17 protein-coding genes are annotated in these 22,528 nt (G+C 71.5%); 8 read left to right on the top strand and 9 right to left on the bottom strand.

All coding sequences use genetic code 11. From position 1 onward, the window contains the following. Positions 1-53 precede the first annotated feature (53 nt). Genes OHS57_RS14565 through OHS57_RS14555 form a run of 3 tightly spaced genes read right to left on the bottom strand, consistent with a single transcriptional unit; the run spans position 54 to position 3,171 of the window. Positions 54-1,403 carry a glycosyltransferase family 87 protein gene (locus OHS57_RS14565; RefSeq protein ID WP_328582216.1) on the bottom strand — a complete coding sequence of 450 codons (1,350 nt, stop codon included), beginning with the start codon at positions 1,401-1,403 and terminating at the stop codon, positions 54-56. 27 nt (positions 1,404-1,430) lie between these two features. Continuing rightward, complete coding sequence (locus OHS57_RS14560) at positions 1,431-2,252, bottom strand: ABC transporter ATP-binding protein (protein ID WP_328582215.1); 822 nt, start codon at positions 2,250-2,252, stop codon at positions 1,431-1,433. Beyond that, positions 2,245-3,171: an ABC transporter permease gene (locus tag OHS57_RS14555; RefSeq protein WP_041989092.1), complete on the bottom strand. Its 927-nt coding sequence runs from the start codon at positions 3,169-3,171 to the stop codon at positions 2,245-2,247. The genes OHS57_RS14560 and OHS57_RS14555 overlap by 8 nt, the downstream gene beginning before the upstream one ends. Positions 3,172-3,324: 153 nt before the next feature. On the opposite strand from OHS57_RS14555, the gene OHS57_RS14550 reads away from it, so the two are divergent. Further along, a complete protein-coding gene (locus tag OHS57_RS14550) occupies positions 3,325-3,933 on the top strand; it encodes a TetR/AcrR family transcriptional regulator (protein WP_328582214.1) in 609 nt (202 codons plus the stop codon). Here the strand turns inward: OHS57_RS14550 and OHS57_RS14545 are convergent. The 5 genes from OHS57_RS14545 to OHS57_RS14525 all read right to left on the bottom strand — a co-directional run bounded on the left by OHS57_RS14545 (position 3,920) and on the right by OHS57_RS14525 (position 13,410). Continuing rightward, positions 3,920-6,148 (bottom strand): bifunctional glycosyltransferase/CDP-glycerol:glycerophosphate glycerophosphotransferase, encoded by a 2,229-nt coding sequence (locus OHS57_RS14545; protein ID WP_328582213.1) that lies wholly within the window; start codon positions 6,146-6,148, stop codon positions 3,920-3,922. The two genes, OHS57_RS14550 and OHS57_RS14545, sit on opposite strands and share 14 nt — an antisense overlap. A gap of 132 nt (positions 6,149-6,280) precedes the next feature. After that, positions 6,281-7,162, bottom strand: a complete 882-nt coding sequence (locus OHS57_RS14540; RefSeq protein ID WP_328582212.1) for a carbohydrate ABC transporter permease — start codon at positions 7,160-7,162, stop codon at positions 6,281-6,283. Next, positions 7,159-8,511 (bottom strand): carbohydrate ABC transporter permease, encoded by a 1,353-nt coding sequence (locus tag OHS57_RS14535; RefSeq protein WP_328582211.1) that lies wholly within the window; start codon positions 8,509-8,511, stop codon positions 7,159-7,161. Before OHS57_RS14535 ends, OHS57_RS14540 begins: the two co-directional genes overlap by 4 nt. Positions 8,512-8,515: 4 nt before the next feature. Beyond that, positions 8,516-9,904, bottom strand: a complete 1,389-nt coding sequence (locus OHS57_RS14530) for an ABC transporter substrate-binding protein (protein ID WP_328582210.1) — start codon at positions 9,902-9,904, stop codon at positions 8,516-8,518. Positions 9,905-10,113: 209 nt separating this feature from the next. Then, entirely contained in the window at positions 10,114-13,410 is a 3,297-nt protein-coding gene (locus OHS57_RS14525; protein WP_328582209.1) for an FtsK/SpoIIIE domain-containing protein, read from the bottom strand. 390 nt (positions 13,411-13,800) lie between these two features. Here OHS57_RS14525 and OHS57_RS14520 point away from each other — a divergent pair, with 390 nt between their 5' ends. The 4 genes from OHS57_RS14520 to OHS57_RS14505 all read left to right on the top strand — a co-directional run bounded on the left by OHS57_RS14520 (position 13,801) and on the right by OHS57_RS14505 (position 19,027). Beyond that, on the top strand, positions 13,801-15,456 hold the full coding sequence (locus tag OHS57_RS14520; protein ID WP_328582208.1) for a serine/threonine-protein kinase: 1,656 nt from the start codon (positions 13,801-13,803) through the stop codon (positions 15,454-15,456). 147 nt (positions 15,457-15,603) lie between these two features. Further along, positions 15,604-16,842: a serine/threonine-protein kinase gene (locus tag OHS57_RS14515; RefSeq protein WP_328582207.1), complete on the top strand. Its 1,239-nt coding sequence runs from the start codon at positions 15,604-15,606 to the stop codon at positions 16,840-16,842. Between the two features lie 105 nt (positions 16,843-16,947). Then, complete coding sequence (gene prfB / locus OHS57_RS14510) at positions 16,948-18,054, top strand: peptide chain release factor 2 (RefSeq protein ID WP_041989104.1); 1,107 nt, start codon at positions 16,948-16,950, stop codon at positions 18,052-18,054. A gap of 295 nt (positions 18,055-18,349) precedes the next feature. Next, complete coding sequence (locus OHS57_RS14505) at positions 18,350-19,027, top strand: hypothetical protein (protein WP_328582206.1); 678 nt, start codon at positions 18,350-18,352, stop codon at positions 19,025-19,027. 118 nt (positions 19,028-19,145) lie between these two features. Here the strand turns inward: OHS57_RS14505 and OHS57_RS14500 are convergent, their stop codons facing one another. Further along, on the bottom strand, positions 19,146-19,343 hold the full coding sequence (locus tag OHS57_RS14500; protein ID WP_328582205.1) for a hypothetical protein: 198 nt from the start codon (positions 19,341-19,343) through the stop codon (positions 19,146-19,148). Between the two features lie 264 nt (positions 19,344-19,607). Here OHS57_RS14500 and ftsE point away from each other — a divergent pair, with 264 nt between their 5' ends. The 3 genes from ftsE to OHS57_RS14485 all read left to right on the top strand — a co-directional run bounded on the left by ftsE (position 19,608) and on the right by OHS57_RS14485 (position 22,522). Further along, a complete protein-coding gene (gene ftsE / locus OHS57_RS14495; protein ID WP_041996136.1) occupies positions 19,608-20,297 on the top strand; it encodes a cell division ATP-binding protein FtsE in 690 nt (229 codons plus the stop codon). A gap of 43 nt (positions 20,298-20,340) precedes the next feature. Further along, positions 20,341-21,261, top strand: coding sequence for a permease-like cell division protein FtsX (gene ftsX, locus OHS57_RS14490; RefSeq protein ID WP_041989109.1), 921 nt, complete (start codon positions 20,341-20,343; stop codon positions 21,259-21,261). A 67-nt stretch (positions 21,262-21,328) separates the two neighbouring features. Next, positions 21,329-22,522, top strand: a complete 1,194-nt coding sequence (locus OHS57_RS14485) for a S41 family peptidase (RefSeq protein ID WP_328582204.1) — start codon at positions 21,329-21,331, stop codon at positions 22,520-22,522. Positions 22,523-22,528: the final 6 nt, after the last annotated feature.

Here is a 22,528-nt window from a genome sequence, read left to right as displayed (position 1 = left end):
CGCCCGGCACACCGCCGGGCGCCTTCCGCTTTTCCCCTGTCGGTGCTGCTCCGTCAGCGCAGGTGCAGGCCCAGTTCCTTACGCGGGCGACCGCCCGCCCACAGCCGGCGGCAGGACAGTGCCGTCGCGGCCAGCAGGAGTGCGTTCCTGGTCGCCACGACCGCGCAGCCGAGCGGGGTGACCGCCATGACGTCCCCGTAGAGCAGCGGGAAGGCGAGTGCGCTCAGCGCCGAGGCGGGCAGCAGGAGCAGGGCCACCGGGCGCTGGGTGGTGTGCCGTGAGGTGAGGCAGACCGCTGCCAGGCCCAGCAGCCAGATCAGATACTGCGGGCTGATCACCCGGCTGGTGACGGTGAACAGCAGTACGGCGGTCAGTGCCGCGTCGAAGGGCGTGGCCGCCGTCCAGCGCGCCGCCCGCACCCGCCACAGCAGCAGCCAGCAGAAGGCGAGCGCGGTCAGCAGCAGCGCAGCCCTGGCCACGTCCGGCACCTGGGGTCCGGTGAACTCGAAGGCCCCGTACCGGTAGGAGACCGTGCCGGACCAGCCGGCCAGCTTCGCCAGCGACAGGGCCGTGCCGCCGACCGACTCGATCTGCACGCCGCGGCCGTCCTGCTGCCGCAGGAAGTCCAGCGGGTGCGAGAAGAAGAGCGCCAGCACCGCGAACAGCGCGCCCGCGCTGACCGCCGCCGATGTCCACACCGCCCGGGTGGTGCGGCCGGGGGCCGTGCCCAGCAGGGTCAGCACCGGCCAGACCTTCGCCAGCGCGCCGATCCCGGCGAGCGTGCCGCCGAGCCGCGGCCGGCGGCGCTGCGCCAGCAGGGCGAGGACGGCGAGCGCGGTGACCTGCACGTCGTACCGGGCGAGCGGGATGTGCAGCAGCAGCGGCAGCCCGCACACCCACAGCCAGGCCCCCGCGGCGCCGGCGCCCGCGCCCGCCTGGTCGGCCCAGGCCCCGTCGAGCGGTGATCCCGAGCCGCGGCCCGCACGGGCGAGCGCGCAGGTGACGACCGCGTCGGCGAGCAGCGTCAGCGCGACGAACGCCTGGAAGTACGTGAACCACGGCAGCAGCGCGGGCGACAGGAGCACGGCGCCCGCCCCCGGCGGGTACTGCCAACTGGCGTCGCCCGAAGGGAAAGCGCCGTGGCTGAGCTGCCCGTACCAGCCCCGGTAGAGGTCGTACACCTCGGCGCTGACCCCGCCACCGCCGAGGTCGTCCTGGACGAGCAGGACGGCCATCGCCGCCCTGGTCACCGCCCAGACCCCGCCGAGCGCGAGCCAGGGGCGCGCGCCTGCGGCGGCCGGCCTGCCGTCGAAACCGACGGTCAGCAGCGGCCCGAAGCCGGGCGGCGGCGCTACGGAAACGGGGACTGGGATGCCGGTCGTGCCGGTCCGACGGTTTGTCATCGACCGGCAGCCTAGACCGTTTTGTCGCTATTTCTTCTTCTTGCCCGCTGCGGCGGGCCCGCCGGTGAACTGCTCGTACGCCGCGACGACGTCCGCCGCCGGGCCGTCCATGCGCAGCGTCCCCGACTCCAGCCACAGGGCGCGGTCACACGTCTCGGTGATCGTCTTGTTGCTGTGGCTGACGAGGAAGACCGTGCCGGCCTCCTCGCGCAGTTCCTCGATCCGCTCCTTGCTGCGCTTCTGGAACCTGGCGTCGCCGGTCGACAGGGCCTCGTCGATGAGCAGCACCTCGTGGTTCTTGGCCGCGGCGATGGAGAACCGCAGCCGGGCGCCCATGCCCGAGGAGTAGGTGCGCATCGGCAGCGAGATGAAGTCGCCCTTGTCGTTGATCCCGGAGAACTCCACGATGTCGTCGTAGCGTTCGCGCACCTGCTGGCGCGACATGCCCATCGCGAGCCCGCCGAGCACCACGTTTCGTTCGCCGGTCAGATCGCCCATGAGCGCCGCGTTGACGCCGAGGAGCGAGGGCTGGCCCTGGGTGTAGATCTTGCCCCGCGACGGCGGCAGCAGTCCGGCCACCGCCTTGAGCAGGGTCGACTTGCCCGAGCCGTTGGAGCCGATGAGCCCGATGGCCTCGCCCTTGTACGCGGCGAAGCTCACCCCGCGTACCGCCAGCACCTCCCGCACGCCGGGGGCGCCGCGCCGCGAGACGATCCGGCTGAGGGCGGAGGTCGCGGCCCCTCTGCCGCCCCGGGTGCCGTGCACCTTGTACGTGATGTGGACGTCGTCCACGATGACGGTGGGGACCCGGTCGGCCGGGAACGTGTCGTTGGGCGTCGTCTCAGCCACGTCCGTACTCCTCCTCGGCCTTCCAGAAGAACAGGAACCCGCCGAATCCCAGCAGCACCGCCCAGCCGAAGGCCAGCGGCCACACGTGCGGCGGCAGCTTGTCGGGGCCGAAGCTGCTGATCAGCGCGTAGCGCATCAGGTCGATGTAGATCGCTGTCGGGTTGCAGTCCAGGGCCACGCCGACCGCGTGCGGCACCTTGTCGATCACGTTGTCGATGCTGTACATCACGCCGGAGATGTACATCCACGTGCGCAGCACGAACGGCGTGAGCTGCGCGATGTCCGGCGTCTTCGCGCCGAGCCGCGCCACGATCATCGACAGGCCCGTCGCGAACATCGACATGAACAGCAGCGCCGGCACGGCAAGCAGCCAGCTGAAGGTCGGGTACTGCCCGAAGGCGAGCAGGATCGCGAACAGCGCGCAGAGCGAGAAGAGCAGCTGCTGGAGCTGTTGCAGCGCCAGCGAGATCGGCAGCGCGGCGCGCGGGAAGTGCAGGGCCCGTACGAGCCCGGTGTTGGACGAGATCGCCCGGGTGCCGGCGGTGACGGCGCTGGAGATGAAGCTCCAGATGAACACGCCCGTCACCAGGAACGGGATGAAGTCCTCGACGCCCTTCTTGGTGCCGAGCAGCACCCCGAAGATGAAGTAGTAGACCAGCGCGTTGAGCAGCGGCGTCATGATCTGCCAGATCTGGCCGAGCTTCGCCTGGCTGTACTGCGCCGTCAGCTTCGCCGTGGCGAAGGCGGTGATGAAGTGCCGCCGTGACCACAGCTGCCGTGCGTAGCTGGTCAGCGTCGGGCGGGCCCCGCTGACGGACAGACCGTACTTCGCGGCCAGCGCCGCCGGGTCCAGTTCCTCGTCGGCCGTTGCGGGCCGTGGCGGGGTGGGGGGATGGGTCCGTGCGATCGTCTCGCTCACTGGAGTCGCTTTCGACGTAGCTGAGTCTTCGCGGGCGACGGCCGGGAGTGACGGATGTTGCGATGGAACGGATCCGTATCGTCGCAACGCTGAGAGTAGGACGGTTTTACGTCGCAACGCAACCGTTCCGTCGTCAAGGTATGCTCAAGTCCTATGAGCCCGGACCCGCGCACCTCACGCCGCGTCCCCGCAGGAGCAGCCGTGCTCCGGGAAGACGTGACCGACGCCATCCGCGCCGCCGTCTTCGAGGAGCTGGCAGCCGTCGGATTCGCCCGGATGTCGATCGAGGGCATCGCGCGCAGGGCGGGTGTCGGCAAGACGGCCGTCTACCGCCGCTGGAAGTCCAAACTGGCGCTGGTCCTCGACCTGATGTCCGTCTTCGCCGACCAGGGGTTGCCCGCCCCGGCGACCGGATCGCTCTACGGGGACGTGCGCGCGCTGCTGGAAGTGGGCTCGCACGCGCTGCGCCACCCGGTGGCCTCGCAGGTCATTCCCGATCTGCTGGTGGAGTCGGCCCGGCACCCCGAGATCGCCGACACCATCAAGGCGGCCCTCACGGACGGCCAGCGCGGCATCGCCGCCGTCATCGTCCGTGAGGCGGTCGAGCGCGGCGAGCTGCCCGCGGCCACGGAGCCCGACCGGCTGCTGGACCTGACGGTCGGGCCGCTGTACTGGCGGCTCGTGGTGGTGCGCAACAAGCTGCCCAAGGGCTATCTCGACGACCTGGCGTCGTCGGCGGTGGCCGCGCTCAGTCGAGGCTGAGCGCCTCGCGGCTCTCCCCGTAGGCCGTCGCCGCACGGGCCGGCGCCGGGTGCGTCTGGTGCGGCAGGAACACCGGCCGAGGCGCCGGCCTGCGCTCCTCCTGCGGCAGCGGTACGGGCAGCCCGGCCGTCTCGCCCAGGAAGACATGGCGCACCACGCGCTCGGCGGCCTGCCCGTCGTCGTACGGACAGAAGCGGGTGCGGAACGCCGTCCGCAGCTGGCTGGAGCGCGAGCCGCGCCAGTGGTCGCTGGTGAAGATGTCGATCAGCTCGTCCTCGGTGCGGGCGACCGCGCCCGGCGGGAACGCCCGCAGGTCGAAGTAGGTGCCCCGGGCCGCCTCGTAGGCCGGCTGGTCGTCGCAGTGGATGACGATGGGCCGGTCCAGGTTGGCGTAGTCGAACATCAGCGACGAGTAGTCCGTGACCAGCGCGTCCGACGCCAGGCACAGCGTCTCGACGGACGGGTGCGCCGAGACGTCGATGATCCTCGGGTGCGGCGCGTGCGGCAGCGGCTCGCCGTAGCCGGGGTGCGCCCGGGTCAGCAGCACGAAGCGCGGGCCGAGGCACCGGACGACGCGCTCCAGGGCGAGCGGCAGGTAGTGGCTGCGCCGGTAGTCGCGCCGGGTGGGCGCGTACAGCACGGCGGTGTACCCCTCCGGGATGCCCAGCGTCTCGCGCAGCCGCGCCACGTCGGCGGCGGTCGCCCGCTGGAAGACGTCGTTGCGCGGGTGGCCGTATTCGAGCGTCGTGAAGCCCGCCGGGAAAGCCTTCTCCCGCACCAGGGTGGAGTGGCGGTTGGCCGAGAGGGAGAAGTCCCAGGTGTCCGCGTCGTCCAGGAGCCGCGCGATGTCGGCCGGCCCGGCCGCAGCGGGCCGGTCCAGCAGGTCGAGGCCGACGGACTTGAGCGGGGTGCCCGGATGCGTCTGGAGCAGGAGCTGTCCGGGCCGCTTGGCCAGCGGCAGGGCGGTGTTGGTGACGAGGTAGCGGGAGCGCGCCAGCGCCGTCCAGTAGCCGAAGGTGCCGGGGCGCAGCCGCCGCGTCCCGGTGGGGACGGTGTGCTGGAGCGCCGGTTCCACCAGCCAGGCGGTACGCACGCGCGGCACCAGCTCGCGCACCTTCTCCTCGATGGCCGCCGGATCACCGGCGTAACCGCCGTGCGCCGCGAACACGGCTCGGTCGGAGCGTACGGGAAGCTGCCGCTGTACGCGGTAGTGCAGCCGCAGCGCCGCCGTACGGGCCAGCCGGCCGAGCCCGGCGGTCAACCGCCCGGCGTGGCCGCGCAGTTGGCGTGCGGCCCGGAGCGTCAGATACGTCCGGTGCGCACCGAGCCGCAGCAGCGCGTGGCGCAGCCGGGCGGCGCCGGGGGTGCGGTAGCGGCGGTGGTGGGCGCGGGCCCTGCGGAAGAACTCGGCACGGCGTGACATCTGGCCCTCCGTCGCGGCCAGCGCCGCGAAGTGGTCGAGCATGCGGCGGTGCAGGACCGGGCGCCAGCGGGCGAGTTCGGGCCGCTCGTCGAGGAAGGCGAAGACCCGGTCGTACTGGGCGAAGAGGTCCAGATGCGTGCGCTCGCGCGCGGTGCGGTGCCTGCGGTCCCGTACGCAGACGCGGTCCAGCGTCGCGATCGTGCCGGCCGTCATCAGCACGGGGTAGGCCCAGGCGATGTCCGCGTGCCGGCCCGGCGGGAAGGTGACGCCCTCGCGCTCGATGAACTCCCGCCGGTACGCCTTGTTCCAGGCGGCGAGCAGCGTGGTCAGCAGGGCGGGCCGGTTCGCGAGCTGGAAGGCGGCGGGGCCCTCCTCGGTGAGCGGTGCGACGACACCGCCCCGTACGCTCTCGCCCGTCCAGTACGTACGGGCGTGGTCGTGGACCAGGACGTCGGGCCCGCCCGTCTCCTTGAGCCGGTCCGTGATCGCCTGGAGCGCGCCGGGCACGAGCGTGTCGTCGCCGTCGAGGAAGATCAGATAGTCACCGGTCGCCCGCGCGATCCCGGCGTTGCGCGCGGGCCCGAGACCGCCGTTGGCGGGGAGGTGGACCGCGACGACCCGGCGGTCCTCCGCTGCGAACTCGTCGACGATCGCACCGCACGCGTCGGGCGAGCAGTCGTCCACGGCGATGAGTTCGAGATCGTCGTAGGACTGGGTCAGTACCGACCGGAGGGACTCCGTGAGGTACGCCTGGACCTGGTAGGCGGGGACGATGACACTGAACCGGGGCATGGCTCTGGAACGGCGCGGGCGGCGGCCTGGTTACGCGGGCCATGGCATACGGGGGACCGGTCGCCCTGACCGGCCCCCCGTACTGTCACCCGCAGGTGTGAGCCCTCACCTGTATGTGTGAGGGCGCGTCCGCTACTTGACGGCGCCCGCCATCACACCGGAGACGAACTGGCGCTGGAACGCGAAGAACACGATCAGCGGGATCACCATCGACAGGAAGGCGCCGGGCGCCAGCACGTCGACGTTGTTGCCGAACTGCCGTACCTGCTGCTGCAGCGCCACGGTGATCGGCGGGTTCTTCGAGTCGGCGAAGACCAGCGCGACCAGCATGTCGTTCCAGACCCAGAGGAACTGGAAGATGCCGAGCGAGGCGATGGCCGGACCGCCGAGCGGCATCACGACCCGGGTGAACAGCCGGATCTCACCTGCCCCGTCGAGCCGCGCCGCCTCCAGCAGCTCCCGCGGGATCTCCGCGAAGAAGTTACGCAGCAGGAAGATCGCGAAGGGCAGGCCGAAGGCGACGTGGAAGATCACGACACCGAAGGTCGTCTCGAAGATGCCTATCTCGCCGAACAGTTTGGAGACCGGGACCAGCGCCACCTGGACCGGGACCACCAGCAGTCCGACGACCACCAGGAACCACCAGTCGCGGCCCGGGAAGTCCATCCACGCGAAGGCGTAGCCGGCGAGCGACCCGATCACCACGACGAGGAGCGTCGCGGGGACCGTGATCAGCACGGTGGAGAGCAGCGAGTTGGTGATGATGTCGTTGTCGAGGAGGTGTGAGTAGTTCTCGGTGGTCAGCTGACTGGGTGCGGTGAAGACCTTCCACCAGCCGCTCGCGTTGATGTCCTTGGAGTCACGCAGCGAGGAGATCAGCAGCCCGATCGTCGGCATCAGCCAGAACAGGCCGACCAGGATCAGGACCACGCGCACCGCACCACCGCCCAGCCGGGCGGCTATCCGGGCCGGGAGGGACTGTTCCGCCTTGACCACACCGTCGGCCGCGGTCATCGGCGCGTCTCCCTTCTCATGCGTCGTACGTTGAAGAGCATCACCGGGATGACCAGCAGGAGCAGCAGGACGGCGATGGCGCTGCCCACGCCGAGATCGGCGTCCGTGCCGAACGACGAGCGGTAGAGCTGGAGGGCCAGCACGTTCGCGTCGTCCTGCGAGGAGCCCGGCGCGATGATGAAGACCAGGTCGAAGATCTTCAGCACGTTGATCATCAGGGTGACCATGACGACGGCGAGCACCGGCGCCAGCAGCGGCACGGTGATCCGGCGGAACACCTGCCACTCGTTGGCCCCGTCGACCCGCGCCGCCTCCAGCAGCTCACGGGGCATGCCCGCGAGACCGGCGGCGATCAGGACCATCGCGAACCCGGCCCACATCCACAGATAGCTGCCGATGATGGCGGGGGTGACCAGATTGGGCCCCAGCCAGTCGACGCCGTTGTAGGGCTCGCGGAAGTTGGAGGCGGGCAGCCGCAGTTGGGCGCCCGCCGCCGAGTCGGGGAGGCTGAAGGTGCCGTTGTCGGCGGCCGTGGCCGTCGCGACGACCTTGCCGTTCTTGACGGCCTCCACCTTGATGCCCTTGAGGCCGAGTTCCTTGTTGTCGATGATGTTGGGCTTGCCGCCGCCACCGGGGGTGAAGTCCAGCCACGCCGTACCGGTGATCTTGCCGTCGGCCGGCTTGGCCGCCTCGGCGGGCTTCGCGTCGGACGGCATCTTCCCGGGTGCCACGCCGACGAGCGGCAGCTGGACGGGGCTGCCGGCCTCGACCGGCTGTTTGGTGACGAATGATCCGCCGCCGCCCGCCTTCAGCGGATGGACCGGCAGCGGATGCGCCTTGGGGTAGCCGGCCGACTCGGCGAACGTGTCGTGCACGCCCACCCAGACGGCGTTGGCGACACCGCGCGCCGGGTCCTGCTCGTAGACCAGCCGGAAGATGATGCCCGATGCGAGCATCGAGATCGCCATCGGCATGAAGATGACCAGCTTGAAGGCCGTTCCCCAGCGCACCCGTTCGGTGAGCACGGCGAAGATGAGACCGAGGGCGGTGGCCACGACGGGCGCCACGATCACCCAGATCACATTGTTCTTGACCGCGGTCAGGATCGTGTCGTCGGTGAATATCTCCACGTAGTTGTCGAAGCCCGCGAAACCGCTGCCGGACTTGTCGAAGAAGGACCGGTAGACCGAGAACCCGATCGGGTAGACCACGAGCGCGCCGAGCAGCACCAGCGCGGGCAGCAGGAAGCCGACCGCGATCGTTTTACGTGTGCCTGTCACGCTCTTACGTTTGCCTCCGCCGGAAGGCGCCGGCTTCTCGCCGACGCCTTCCGTGACCACAGCAGTCATGCCGTCAGCTCTTGAACGCCTTGGCCGCGTCGGACTCCAGCTGCTGCTGGGTCCCCGCGACGTCCTTCGGGTTCTTCAGGAAGTCCTGCAGGTCCTTCCACTCGCCCTTGCCGGGCGTACCGCCGAACGACTGCGGCATCTGGTCGGACATGTCGAAGCGGAAGTCGTCACCCGCGTCGATGAGGGCCTTCGCGATGCCCCGCTGGACGTCGTTGGGGTAGGCGGCGCCGTCCAGCGCCTTGTTCGGCGACACGAAACCGCCGGCCTCGGCCCAGATCTTCGCCGCGTCGGTCGAGGCGAGGAAGGTCAGCAGCGCCTGCGCGCCCTTGGAGTCCTTCAGGACCACGGCCGCGTCACCGCCGGTGACCACGGGCGGCGTGGTGCCGGCAGCGGGGAACGGGAAGATCTTCGCGTCCGTACCGACCTTGGCGTCCGTCTCGGCGACGTTCGCCCCGGCGAAGTCGGCGGCGGCGACCATGGCCGCCTTCGGCGCGTCACCACCGGTGAAGGTCTGGGTGACCGAGGCGGGGAACTCCGTCTGCAGCGCGCCGTCGGCGCCGCCGGAGATCAGGCTCGGCTTGCCGAAGAGCTGGCCGAGCGTCGTCAGCGCGTCCTTGACGGAAGGATCGGTCCACTTGATCTTGTGCTGGGCGAGCTGGTCGTATTTCTCGGGACCCGCCTGGGAGAGGTAGACGTTCTCGAACCAGTCGGTGAGGGTCCAGCCGTCGGCGCCCGCCACCGAGACCGGGGTGACACCGGAGGCAGAGATCGTCTCGGCGGTCGAGAGGAACTCCTTCCAGGTCTTCGGGACCGTGGCGCCCGCGTTCTGGAAGGCCGCGTTGTTGTACCAGACGAGCGACTTGTTGGCGGCCTTGAAGTACACGCCGTACTGCGTGCCGTCCACGGCGCCGAGGTCCTGCCAGCCCTTGCTGTAGTTCTTCGCCAGCTCCGCCTTGGCCTCGGGGCCCGCGGGCTTGACCCACTTCTTCTCCACGGCCTGCTGGATCGCGCCGACCTGCGGGAGCATCGCCAGATCGGGCGGGCTGCCGCCGGCGATCTTCGTACCGAGGAAGTTCACGATCGGGTCCTGCGCGGGCACGAAGGTGACCGTCGCGCCTGTCCTGTTCTGGAACTCCTTGAGGACCTTGGTGAAGTTCGCCTGCTCGGGCCCTGTCCAGACCGCGGCGATCTCCAGCTTCACGCCGTCCAGCTTCGGCAGTTGGACGCCCGCGGCCGACGGCTCCTTGCTCGCGCTGTCGCCCGACGCCTTGCCACCTCCTCCGTCGTCGTCCGAGCCACCGCATCCGGTCAGCGCCACAGCGCCTGCGGCCACCAGTGCCACTGCCGCTCTGCGGGTGCCAAGAGCCCTGCGTGCCTTACGAGTTGTGCGCATTACTTCCCCGTCTCTCCCGTGCGCGTACGAATCTACGCATGCGGAACCGGCGTTGCCGTCGGTCCGTGCCGACAGTCCTACGCCGGGTACCCAGGGGCCGCAATACTGTGCCCGCGGTCAACTCGTTGATCGTAATGGGCTCGTGACGTGGCTCGACGCGCCGTTCGACCGCGAATACTGCGGTGGACGACGGCCTTACCCGGCGATCTTCACGGATGGGCCGGTGTCAGCGGTGCGACCGGCACCGCGTCGACCGAGCGGGCCGCGCGCTCCAACGCGCTGGCCAGCAGGGCCAGATCGGTCGGCCCGTTGCCCAACTCCCTTACCGGGCGCCGGGTCGGCGGGTCGCCCATGCGCTCCCACTCCAGCGGCAGCACCGTCGGCCGCAGGGTGGCCGTACGGGGGATCCGGCCGGTGACCCGGCCGCCCTGGAACGGGACCACCCGGCCGTCCGGATAGCCGAGCCTGCCCCGGCCGGGCGCCGGGTCGTCCGGTCCCGGAGCGGTGGGCGGCGCGTCCAGCACGGCCCGCAGCCGGGTGCGCTGCGCGAGGTCCGTGTCGCTCGTCCGGTCCGGGGAAGCGGAAGCCGCCACCAGATGCACCCCGAGCCGCTCGCCGTCCCTGGCGACCGCCTCAAGAGCCCGTACGACGGAGCCCGCCGCCGGGCGGCCGGGGCTGCCGAGCGCGGGCGCCACCAGCGCGTCGAAATCGTCCACCAGGACCACGAGCCGGGGGAGCGGGGTGGGTGAGCCCGCGGCGCCGGGCTGCGCGGGCGCCGTCCGGCCGGAGGTCGTCCTGAGCCGCATCGTGCTGCCCGAGCCCGGCGTCTCGATGTCGCCGCGCTGGTCGCTCGGCGGGCGCTGGCCGATCATCCGGTCGGAGACCTCCCGCCCGGTGTGCCACTCGGCGAAGTCGAGGTGGCCCAACAGCTCGGCCCTGCGCTTCAGTTCGGCGCCGAGCGCCTGCGCGAACTCCCGCATCCGCAGCGGGTCGGAGGCGATCAGGTGCTCGGTGACATGGGGGAGTTCGGTACAGACCCCGAGGCCTTCCCCGCCGCGCTGGCCGCCCGCGCCGTCCACCAGCAGCAGACCGAGCCGGTCGGGCCGCCCGGCAGCCGCCAGCGAGGCGGCGACCGAGCGGAGCAGTTCCGTACGGCCGCTGCCCGCCGGGCCCTCGATCAGCAGATGCGGGCCCTCCACGGTCAGATCCACGCTCACCGGGCCGCGCGGCCCGGCGCCCAGCACCGCGGTGCAGTCGCCCGTGCTGTCGGCGGCCGAGGCCCAACGCGCCATCAGCGAGGCGGGGGTGGCCCTCGCGAGCCCCAACTCGTCCAGCAGCCTGGCTGATTGAGGCAGCGCGGCGGCCGGACTCCGGTCGTGCGGCCCCGCGGTCGTACGCAGCGGGGCCAGCGCGCGGCCGAAGCGCTCGGCCCAGGCCGGCGAGACCGCGTCCACCACCGCGACCGTCCCCTCGCCGCCGCCCCGGCCCACGGCGGCCGTACGCAGCAGCCGCAGCGCCGTCGCCACATCACCGCTCAGCAGCGCGACCGTGCCGCACTCGCGGAAGGGCAGCGAGGCAGCGCACGCCGCCTCGTAGGCCGCCGCGATCGGGAAGAGGGACGAGGCGGCCGGGGTCTCGGCGAGGCAGAGCAGATGGATACCGACGGCCGAACCGGCGCCGGCCAGCCGGGCCGTCGCCTCGCGCAGCGCGGCGGAGCCGGGATCGCCGTCGACGATCAGGACCGTACGGGGCCCGGTGTGCGCGGCGGCGGCCTCGGCCACAGCGGCGGGCGACGCCGATGCCCAGCCGGGGCCCAGCGGTCCGTCGTCGAGACGCCGGGACAGCTCGGCCGTCCTGGCGGCGGCCTGGTCCCGGTCGTAGGCCAGCAGCAGCCGGCAGTCCTGGCCGTGGGCGGGCCGCAGATGCGGCAGCCAGCCGAGCCAGCCCCACTCATCGCGATGCTGCTCCACGCTCCTGGCCCGGTCCGTGCTGATCAGGACGATCTCCAGATCGGACGGTGAGTGCAGGGCCGCGAGCTGGGCCACCACCGACCGCGCGAGGCCGGTCAGCCGCTCCCTCGGCCCGGCAAGACCGAGCGACCCGGCGGCGCGCAGCCCGGCCGTCACCGGCACGGCTGCCGCCGCGCCCTGGTCCCGTCCGTCGGCCGTGCCGAGCCGGACGACAAGCGCCTCCGGGTGCCGGCTGTCGCGCTCCCAGAGCCGGGGCCCGGGGCCGAGCGCCGTCAGCAGGATCTCGGCCGGATCCGGCCACAGCTCCGCCCGGCGCACCGGGCCTTCGGACACGGCCCGCCGGGGTCCCGGCACCGCTTCCGGTACGTCGTCACGGCCGCCGGCCAGCCGCCGCGCCCAGGCGCCGAGACCGCCGCGCCGCCTGGCCGCCGCTTCCGACAGCTCCGTGCCGCGCGTGGGCGTGCCCTGGCGGCGCGAGCCCGGGTCCCTGCTGTGCGACTGCGCGCCGTCGGCGGGATCCGCCGGGTCGGCCGCCGCCGCTCTGCTGTGCGCCGGTGTGCCGTCGCCCGCCCGTGGGTCGGGGATACGCGGCTCCGGCACCCGGGGGGAGCCCGGCGCGCTGCCGTACTGCCCGGTGTGCGGCCCGGTGTCCCTGCTGCCGGTGTCCCACCCGGACGTGTCCCTGGCCGCCGCTTCCCTGGCTGCCGCGTCTCTAACGGCGGCGTCCCTGGCCGCCGACGAGAAGTCGGTGCCGCTGCCGTGGGTCTCGGTGGGGGAGCCGGGGTTGAACGCCGGGACCGTACGCCCCCCGCCGTGGCCGCCCGGCACCGGCGCGGCACCCGGGCCCGCGTCGGACCCGTACGGCGGGCGGCCCTGCCGGGCCTCCTCCTCGGCCGCGGGGCGCGCGACGCGCAGATGTCCCTCGCCGTCCGGGGCGGTCGGCAGCGCGACCGCGCGCTCGCCCCTGGTGAGCCGCAGCGCGGACTCGCCGAGCCGCAGCAGCGCGCCGGGCGGCAGCGGGACGGGCAGCCGGCCCACCTCGACGCCGTCCAGCGCCGTGCCGTTCGTGGAGCCGAGGTCGGCGACCGAGATCGTGCCGTCGTCGGCGACCGTCACCGCGCAGTGCAGCCGCGAGACGTCCGGGTCGTCCAGCGGGACGTCTGCGTCGGCCGAGCGGCCGATCCGGATCTGCCCGCCGTGCAGCAGATGGACACCGCCCGCGTCGGGCCCCGCCACCACATGGAGCTGGGCGGGCGCGGACTCCGTCGGGATGTCGTCGTCACCGGGGACCTGGAGCGACAGCACGGCCCCGTCGATCAGCGGCGGCTCACCCAGGGCGCAGCGCTGCCCGTCGAGCCGCTCACGGCCCGCGTAGAGAATGACCGAATTTGATGCGTCAGGACCCGAGACCGCGGTGGCGAGAGCGGACGCGACGGCGGCGAGCGCCGTACCTGCGGGGGCGGTGACGAGCACGTCACACACCTGCCCGACAGCGTGGCCGCTGCGCGGCGCGAGGACGGTCAGCCGGATCTGCATCGCCGTCAGCGGTCCCTTCTGCGCGGGGTGCGCGGCAGGGGAACTGCCCTGTGATTCCCCCCACCACGCACGGACGCGTCGTCCGGTACAGGTCGGCACGTCCGGTGTGATCCCCAACTCCACCCGTCACGTGCTGGGGGCATCCTCGCACCTGCCACTGACAACACGCCCGGGGGCCACAATTAAGTGATCTTGATTGGTCGGCTGTGGGTGCAAAAGTGCCTGCTTGGGATCATCCCTGTCACCCTGGGAACGGCCGTTCGGCAACCATCCGGGCGGCCCCGGCGTCTTTCCGACCTACGAACGACACGTTCGGCGGCACTAAAGTGGGCCGGACACCCTGGACGACGGGGACCATGGAGCGATCACGATCAGCAGGGAGCGCATGACGTGCGGCCGGTAGGCAGCAAGTACCTGCTCGAGGAACCGCTGGGACGCGGCGCCACGGGCACCGTCTGGCGGGCCAGCCAGCGGGAGACCGCGGGCGCCGAGGCGGCCGTCGCGGGCCAGCCCGGCGAGACCGTCGCGATCAAGGTCCTCAAGGAGGAGCTGGCGAACGACGCGGACGTGGTGATGCGGTTCCTGCGCGAGCGCTCCGTCCTGCTGCGGCTCACCCACCCCAACATCGTGCGCACCCGCGACCTGGTCGTGGAGGGCGATCTGCTCGCCCTGGTCATGGACCTCGTCGACGGCCCCGACCTGCACCGCTACCTCAGGGACAACGGCCCCTTCAGCCCGGTCGCCGCCTCGCTGCTCACCGCGCAGATCGCCGACGCGCTCGGCGCCAGCCACGCGCAGGGCGTCGTGCACCGGGACCTGAAACCGGCCAACGTACTGCTCAAAATAGACGGCGAGCAGATGCACCCGATGCTGACCGACTTCGGCATCGCGCGCCTCGCCGACTCCCCGGGGCTGACCCGGACCCACGAATTCGTCGGCACGCCCGCCTACGTCGCACCGGAATCGGCCGAAGGCCGGCCGCAGACCTCGGCCGTCGACATCTACGGCGCCGGCATCCTGCTCTACGAACTGGTCACCGGACGCCCGCCGTTCTCCGGCGCGACCGCGCTCGAAGTGCTCCACCGCCATCTCAGCGAGGAGCCGCGCCGCCCCAGCACCGTGCCCGAACCGCTGTGGACCGTCATCGAGCGCTGCCTGCGCAAGGACCCCGACCAGCGGCCCAGCGCCACCAACCTCGCCACGGCCCTGCGCACCGTCGCCTCCGGCATCGGGGTGCACTCCACCCCGGCCCAGATCGACGCCGCCCTCGGCGTGGCCGCGCTGCTCGCCCCCGACCCGTCACCCGCGACGGTGCCCGAGATGCCGGGCGCCGCCGACCCGACGCAGGTCCTGCCGAGCAACGCCGGTTCGTACGACCCCAACGGCGCGACGAGCGTCATGCCGTCCACCGGGGCCGGCGCACCGCCCGGAAACCCGCCGGGGATGCCCCCGGTGCCCGCGGAGCCCGAGGGCCCGCACCCCTGGCAGAGCCAGCTCCAGGCGGCACGCGACCGCAACGAGCAGACGCAGGTCCAGTACCTCGACCCGAGCCAGGACCCGCTGCGCCACCGCCCGCACCGCCAGCAGCCGCCGCAGGGCGGCCAGGGCCAGGGCTACCAAGGCCAGGGCCAGGGGCAGGGCGGCAGGGGCCAGCAGCAGCGACCGCCGCAGCGGCAGCAGCAGTACCCGCCGCAGCAGCAGTACGCGCCGCAGGCGCAGCCCCAGCAGCAGCGGTACGCACCGCCCCCGCAGCAACAGCAGTACGCGCCGCCGCAGCAGCAACGGCCCCAGCAGCCGGCCCCCCGCCCGCCGCGCGAGTCCCGGCAGCGCAGCGCCAACCCGATGCGGATCCCCGGCCTCGGCTGCCTCAAGGGCTGTCTGGTCGTGATCGTGCTGATCGTGGTCGCCGGCTGGCTCGTCTGGGAACTGACCCCCCTCCAGGACTGGGTCGACCAGGGCGAGGGCTACTGGCAGGCGATCGGCGACGGCATCTCGAAGGTGTCGGGCTGGATCTCCGACCTCGGCAGTGCGAGCGGGACGAACTGACGTCCCGGCCATGCACTGACGCTGTAGCTATGTCGACTTCTGCGGGGGTAATTCGCCCGTAGAAGTGAAGGTTGGCGCCGTCGTGGGCACGGAACACCCCGATACACGCGTACTTTGATGGCAAAGCCAGCCGCTGAGGGAGCAGTCTTGGCACGGAATATCGGCAGCCGGTACACCGCACACCAGATTCTGGGACGCGGCAGCGCCGGCACGGTGTGGCTGGGCGAGGGGCCCGAGGGCGCCGTCGCCATCAAGCTGTTGCGCGAGGACCTCGCGTCCGACCAGGAGCTGGTCGGCCGCTTCGTCCAGGAGCGCACCGCCCTGCTGGGCCTCGACCACCCCCGGGTGGTCGCCGTACGCGATCTCGTCGTGGACGGCAACGACCTCGCGCTCGTCATGGAACTCGTACGCGGCACCGACCTGCGCACCCGTCTCGACCGGGAGCGCAGGCTGGCGCCCGAGGCGGCGGTCGCGATCGTCGCCGACGTCGCCGACGGCCTCGCCGCCGCCCACGCGGCCGGGATCGTCCACCGTGACGTCAAGCCCGAGAACATCCTGCTCGACATGGAAGGCCCGCTGGGCCCCGGCGGCGCACACCCCGCGCTGCTCACCGACTTCGGTGTCGCCAAGCTGATCGACACCCCCCGGCGCACCAAGGCGTCCCGGATCATCGGCACCCCCGACTATCTGGCGCCCGAGATCGTCGAGGGGCTGCCGCCGCGCGCCGCCGTCGACATCTACGCCCTGGCCACCGTCCTGTACGAACTCCTCGCCGGATTCACGCCGTTCGGCGGCGGCCACCCCGGCGCCGTCCTGCGCCGCCATGTGACGGAGTCCGTCGTCCCGCTGCCCGGCATCCCCGAGGAGCTGTGGCAGCTCCTCGTCCAGTGCCTGGCCAAGGCCCCCGCATCCCGGCTGCGCGCCTCGGAACTCGGCGCCCGGCTGCGCGAACTGCAGCCGCTGCTCACCGGCATCCCGCCGCTGGACGTGGACGAGCCCGACGCGGAGCCCACCGAGCAGCCGCACGAGGAGCCGCGTCCCGGTACCGCCGAGACCGGCGAACCGCGCCGCAGGGGCGCCGTACCGCTGGTCCCCGGCGCCTCTCCCGACTCCAACCGGGACACCCACACGAGCATGCGCGTGCCGGGCCCCGACGAGCTGGCGGGCGGCGCGCGCGGTACGGCCCGCGCGCCGCGCAGCAGCAGCCAGCGCCGTCCCGGCTCGGCCCGGCACAAGGCGGGAGCCGTGCGCAAGCGCCGGATCACCCTCGGCGCCGCAGCCGTCCTGGTGGTCGCGGCGCTCGGCGTGGGCGGCTGGCTGGCGACGAGCGACGACGGCGGCGGGAGCCCGCAGGACTCCAAGCAGACGACCTCGCCGGCGCCGTAGTACGGCCCTGCGGTAAGGGGTGCCGGACGGCCCGTCGTACGGGCCGGGGACAGCGGTGGGGCAGCGGGGGGAGGGGTTCTTCCGCTCAGCCGTTACGCTGGACCCGTGGCAGTCGTCGATGTATCCGAAGAGCTGAAGTCCCTCTCCTCGACCATGGGGTCGATCGAGGCCGTCCTTGACCTGGACCGGTTGCGGGCCGAGATCGCCGTGCTCGAGGAGCAGGCGGCCGTTCCTTCCCTGTGGGACGACCCCGATGCGGCGCAGAAGATCACCAGCAAGCTGTCCCATCTGCAGGCCGAGGTCCGCAAGACGGAGACGCTGCGCGGGCGCATCGACGACCTGGAGATCCTTTTCGAGCTCGCCGACTCAGAGCACGACGCGGACGCCCGCGCCGAGGCCGAGTCCGAGCTGGAGGCGGTGCGCAAGGCGCTGGACGAGATGGAGGTCCGCACCCTCCTCTCCGGCCAGTACGACGAGCGCGAGGCGCTGGTCAACATCCGCGCCGAGGCGGGCGGCGTGGACGCCGCCGACTTCGCCGAGCAGCTGCAGCGGATGTATCTGCGCTGGGCCGAGCGGCACAACTACGGCACCGAGGTCTACGAGACGTCGTTCGCCGAAGAGGCCGGCATCAAGTCGACCACCTTCGTGGTCAAGGCGCCCTACGCGTACGGCACGCTCTCCGTCGAGCAGGGCACCCACCGGCTGGTGCGCATCTCGCCGTTCGACAACCAGGGCCGCAGGCAGACCTCCTTCGCCGGCGTCGAGGTGCTGCCCGTCGTCGAGTCCAGCGACCATGTCGAGGTCGACGAGTCCGAACTGCGCGTGGACGTCTACCGCGCCTCGGGCCCCGGCGGACAGGGCGTCAACACCACCGACTCGGCGGTGCGGATCACCCACATCCCGACCGGCATCGTCGTCTCCTGCCAGAACGAGCGCTCGCAGATCCAGAACAAGGCGAGTGCGATGAACGTCCTCCAGGCGAAGCTGCTCGAAAGGCGCCGTCAGGAGGAGCAGGCCGAGATGGACGCCCTCAAGGGCGACGGCGGCAACTCCTGGGGAAACCAGATGCGTTCGTACGTCCTGCACCCGTACCAGATGGTCAAGGACCTGCGCACGGACTTCGAAGTGGGCAACCCGCAGGCGGTACTTGACGGCGAGATCGACGGCTTCCTCGAAGCCGGAATTCGCTGGCGCAAGCAGCACGACCGCTGATCTCCCCGCCGGCCGACATCGGCCGGCCACCAAGTCGACCGAGGAACTGCCGCTCTGGAAGCGGCAGTTCCTCTTTGTGTCACAGTTACATCAGGGCCTGCCGGACAACCGTCGCGATTCGGGTCATCGCGCGCGCAACCGCCTTGACGCGTATATGAAAACTGGGAAAGCTGGCGCGTGGCATGCGTATTCCTGGGGCGCGTGCGGGCGGGGGAGACCAGTGAACAGACCCCCAGCAGCCGCTGCCCCGGACGCTGCACCAATGACGAATGAAGCTACTGGGGGTACCAGGCAGATGACCAAGAAGACGCGGATCCGCGTGGCGCGCGTAGCGGCCGGCGCAGTGATCGCCGCGGGTGCTTCGCTGACAGCGGCGGGCGCGGCGTCGGCCGCCGGCCTCGTCGACCTCGGCGCCTCCGCCAAGGTGGGCGCCACGACCGTACAGCTGGGCGCCGGTGGCGCGCTGGCGGACGACGACCCGACCGGCCCGCCGACCACGATTCCCGACCCGCCCACCGAGGAGCCTCCGACCGAGGAGCCGCCGACCGAGGAGCCTCCCACCGAGGAGCCCCCGACGGAGGAGCCTCCCACCGAGGAGCCCCCGACCGAGGAGCCGCCCACGGAGGAGCCGCCGACCGAGGAGCCGCCCACCGGCTCCCCGACCGACGAGCCGACCAAGCCGTCCGAGCCCAGCACCTCGCCCACCCAGGGCGCGGGTACCGGTGGCGGCGGCAACAGCGCGGACCCGGGCACCTGCACCGTCTCGCTGGACGGCGTGGAGTGCGCGGACAACACCGACACCGACTCCGTGGGCTCCAAGCCCGTGCAGCAGGGTGCGGCCAAGGACGAGCTGGCCGAGACCGGTGCCGGCGAGACCTCGTTCCTGCTCATCGGCGCCGCGGTGATGATCGCCGGCGGCGTGGGCTTCCGTTTCCTGCCCCGCATGAACCGCGGTGGCGGCACGGCCGCCTGAGTGGAGACGTAACTCACAGCGAGCGGTACAGCTGACAGAAGGGCCCGGACGCGAGGCGTCCGGGCCCTTCTGCGAAATCCGGCAGTGCGCGGCAGTGCGCGCGGCGCGCAGGCAGCGCTCAGGCGGTCTGGTGCGTCGCCACCAGTGCCACGGCGGCCAGCAGAAGCAGCAGCATGCTCAGCAGCGCCACCGGGCTCAGCCCGCTCAACGGCCCGCCTTCCTGCTGGAGCCGCTCCCTGCTGGCACGGCAAACGCGGCAGCGGCCCTCGCTCACGGGCCCCGCGCAGTTGGCGCACACCAATCTGTCGTAGGTCATGCGCTTTCCTCCTCACCGCGCGGCGTCAGCCGCAGACAGTGTTCCTTCTCCGCACAACGCTCCGGGAAACGCGACCGTTCCCCTTACCACTGTGCCAGTTCCCGCCGGATTCGGCGCGGCCGACCCGATTCCGTACGGTCCGCCAGGGGTGGCGGGCGCCCCACATTCGTGATAATCCGCCCAACTCCGGTCGCGGACTGCGCGGGCCAGTCCGGGTCGCGTAAGGTCACGCTCACCTACTCCCGGCCGACCGTGGTGCATCTCGTGATCCGATTCGACAACGTCTCCAAGACTTACCCGAAGCAGAACCGTCCCGCGTTGCGCGATGTCTCCCTTGAGATCGAGAAGGGGGAGTTCGTCTTCCTGGTCGGTTCGTCCGGTTCCGGCAAGTCGACCTTCCTCAGACTCGTCCTGCGCGAGGAGCGCACGAGTCACGGCATGGTCCATGTGCTCGGCAAGGACCTCGCGCGGCTGTCCAACTGGAAGGTGCCGCAGATGCGCCGCCAGCTCGGCACCGTCTTCCAGGACTTCCGGCTGCTGCCCAACAAGACCGTCGCCGAGAACGTGGCGTTCGCGCAGGAGGTCATCGGCAAGCCGCGCGGGGAGACCCGCAAGGCCGTGCCCCAGGTCCTCGACCTGGTCGGCCTCGGCGGCAAGGAAGACCGGATGCCCGGTGAGCTGTCCGGTGGTGAGCAGCAGCGCGTCGCCATCGCGCGGGCCTTCGTCAACCGCCCCATGCTGCTGATCGCGGACGAGCCCACCGGCAACCTGGACCCGCAGACCTCCGTCGGCATCATGAAGCTGCTGGACCGGATCAACCGCACCGGTACGACCGTCGTGATGGCCACCCACGACCAGAACATCGTCGACCAGATGCGCAAGCGTGTGATCGAGCTCGAAGGCGGCCGGCTCGTGCGCGACCAGGTACGCGGCGTCTACGGCTACCAGCACTGACGCTGCCCGTCGAGCACTGACCGTCCAAAGCTGAAAGGACGCCATGCGCGCCCAGTTCGTCCTGTCGGAGATCGGTGTAGGTCTCCGCCGTAACCTCACGATGACCTTCGCAGTCGTCATCTCCGTAGCCCTCTCGCTCGCCCTGTTCGGCGGCGCGCTGCTCATGCGCGAGCAGGTCAGCACGATGAAGGACTACTGGTACGACAAGGTCAACGTCTCCATCTTCCTGTGCAACAAGGGCGATGCGGCGAGCGATCCCGCGTGCACCAAGGGCGCGGTCACAGGCGAGCAGAAGGCCCAGATCGAGGCCGATCTGAAGAAGATGAGCAACATCGTCGAGTCCGTCCACCACGAGGACTCCGACGAGGCGTACAAGCACTACCGGGAGCAGTACGGCGACACGGCCTTCGCCAGCACGATCACCCCGGACCAGATGGAGGAGTCCTTCCGCGTCAAGCTCAAGGACCCCGAGAAGTACAAGGTGGTGGCGACCGCCTTCGCCGGCCGGGACGGCGTGCAGTCCGTCCAGGACCAGCGCGACATCCTGCAGAACCTCTTCTCGCTGATGAACGGCATGAACATCGCCGCGCTCTGTGTCATGGCGCTGATGCTGGTGATCGCGCTGATGCTGATCGTCAACACCGTGCGGGTGTCGGCGTTCAGCAGACGGCGCGAGACCGGCATCATGCGGCTCGTCGGCGCCTCCAGCTTCTACATCCAGACGCCGTTCATCATGGAGGCCGCGTTCGCCGGACTGATCGGCGGTGTGGTCGCGTGCGGAATGCTCATGCTGGGGCGGTACTTCCTGATCGACAGCGGTCTCGACCTGTCCCACAAGATGGAGCTCGTCAGGTTCATCGGCTGGGACGCGGTGTTCTCGAAGCTGCCGCTGGTGCTCGCGATCGGTCTGCTGATGCCGGCAGTTGCGGCTCTCGTCGCACTGCGCAAGTACCTCAGGGTGTGACAAGCGCCCCTGGCGTGGTGTCGCCAAGCTCCGGTCCGTCGCGCTGCGTTGTCCTAGACTCAACGCCATGTCCGGATCGGAGTCACCCCATTTCGGGCCCCGCGGAGTCCGCCGCGGGGCGGTCCTGACATTGGTGTTCGCGAGTGCGCTCGCCACCGCCGCCGCGACCAACTCCCTGCCGCAGGCCGATTCGACGCCGCCCGTCATCCCGACGCGCGCCGTCGCCTCGACGGTCGACAGCGGCGAGGTCGCCGCGGCTGCGGCCAAGGCGATGGCCGACGGCAAGTCGGGCACGGAAGCGGCCGAGGAGGTCGTCAGCCGCAGCGGGGACCGCTGGGGCGCCGTGTACGACAAGGGCGAGTACGAGGAGTTCGAGCAGGCCCTCGACGGTGAGTACACCGGAGTGGGCCTCAGCGCCCGGCGTACGGCCGGGGGGCTGATGGAAGTCACCCGGGTGCACCCCGGCGGCCCCGCCGCGGGAGCCGGTATCAGGGCGGGCGACACGGTCAGGGACATCGACGGCGCGGATGTGGCCAGCCGGCCCGTCACGGACGTGATGGCGCTGCTGCGCGGCGACGCGCTGGGGGAGGGCGGGGCGGGCAAGAGCGCCGGCGCCGGTACTCCCGTCGTCCTCGGTCTTGAGCGCGCGGGACACCGCTGGACCCGTACGCTGCGCCGCGCCCGGCTGTCGACCGAGTCCGTCACGGTCGGCAAGCTGACCGGCGGGGCCCGGATGATCAAGGTCGACGCGTTCACGAAGGGCTCGGGCGAGCAGGTGCGCGACGCCGTACGGGACGCGCCGCGCGGCGCCGGCATACTGCTCGACCTGCGGGGCAACGGCGGCGGGCTGGTCTCGGAGGCGGTCAAGGCCGCTTCGGCCTTCCTCGACGGCGGCCTCGTCGCGACGTACGACATAAAAGGCGCCCAGCGGGCGTTGTACGCGGACCCGGGCGGCGACACCGGACGCCCCGTGGTGGTGCTGGTCGACAGCGGCACGATGAGCGCGGCCGAGCTGGTCACCGGCGCCCTCCAGGACCGCGGACGATCCATCACCGTCGGCTCGCGTACGTTCGGCAAGGGCTCGGTCCAGATGCCGAGCACGCTGCCGGACGGCTCGGTCGCCGAGCTGACCGTCGGCCATTACCGCACGCCCGCGGGGCATACGGTCGACGGCAGGGGAATCACCCCGGATCTCGCGGCGAGCGACCATGCCGGACAGCAGGCGCAGACGGTCCTCAGCGGCCTCGGCGGCACGGCGTAAAGAAGT

This window comes from Streptomyces sp. NBC_00370 (assembly GCF_036084755.1).
Lineage (GTDB): Bacteria > Actinomycetota > Actinomycetes > Streptomycetales > Streptomycetaceae > Streptomyces.
This window is presented reverse-complemented; position numbering and strand designations above follow the sequence as displayed.

Bases quoted from the DNA above. Each gene is read 5' to 3' on its own strand.
- OHS57_RS14485 (WP_328582204.1), top strand. From the start codon at position 21,329: ATGTCCGGATCGGAGTCACCCCATTTCGGGCCCCGCGGAGTCCGCCGC.
- OHS57_RS14530 (WP_328582210.1), bottom strand. From the start codon at position 9,904: ATGCGCACAACTCGTAAGGCACGCAGGGCTCTTGGCACCCGCAGAGCG.
- OHS57_RS14545 (WP_328582213.1), bottom strand. From the start codon at position 6,148: ATGCCCCGGTTCAGTGTCATCGTCCCCGCCTACCAGGTCCAGGCGTAC.
- OHS57_RS14550 (WP_328582214.1), top strand. From the start codon at position 3,325: ATGAGCCCGGACCCGCGCACCTCACGCCGCGTCCCCGCAGGAGCAGCC.
- ftsX (WP_041989109.1), top strand. From the start codon at position 20,341: ATGCGCGCCCAGTTCGTCCTGTCGGAGATCGGTGTAGGTCTCCGCCGT.
- OHS57_RS14540 (WP_328582212.1), bottom strand. From the start codon at position 7,162: ATGACCGCGGCCGACGGTGTGGTCAAGGCGGAACAGTCCCTCCCGGCC.
- OHS57_RS14535 (WP_328582211.1), bottom strand. From the start codon at position 8,511: ATGACTGCTGTGGTCACGGAAGGCGTCGGCGAGAAGCCGGCGCCTTCC.
- OHS57_RS14565 (WP_328582216.1), bottom strand. From the start codon at position 1,403: ATGACAAACCGTCGGACCGGCACGACCGGCATCCCAGTCCCCGTTTCC.
- OHS57_RS14505 (WP_328582206.1), top strand. From the start codon at position 18,350: ATGACCAAGAAGACGCGGATCCGCGTGGCGCGCGTAGCGGCCGGCGCA.
- OHS57_RS14525 (WP_328582209.1), bottom strand. From the start codon at position 13,410: ATGCAGATCCGGCTGACCGTCCTCGCGCCGCGCAGCGGCCACGCTGTC.
- OHS57_RS14500 (WP_328582205.1), bottom strand. From the start codon at position 19,343: ATGACCTACGACAGATTGGTGTGCGCCAACTGCGCGGGGCCCGTGAGC.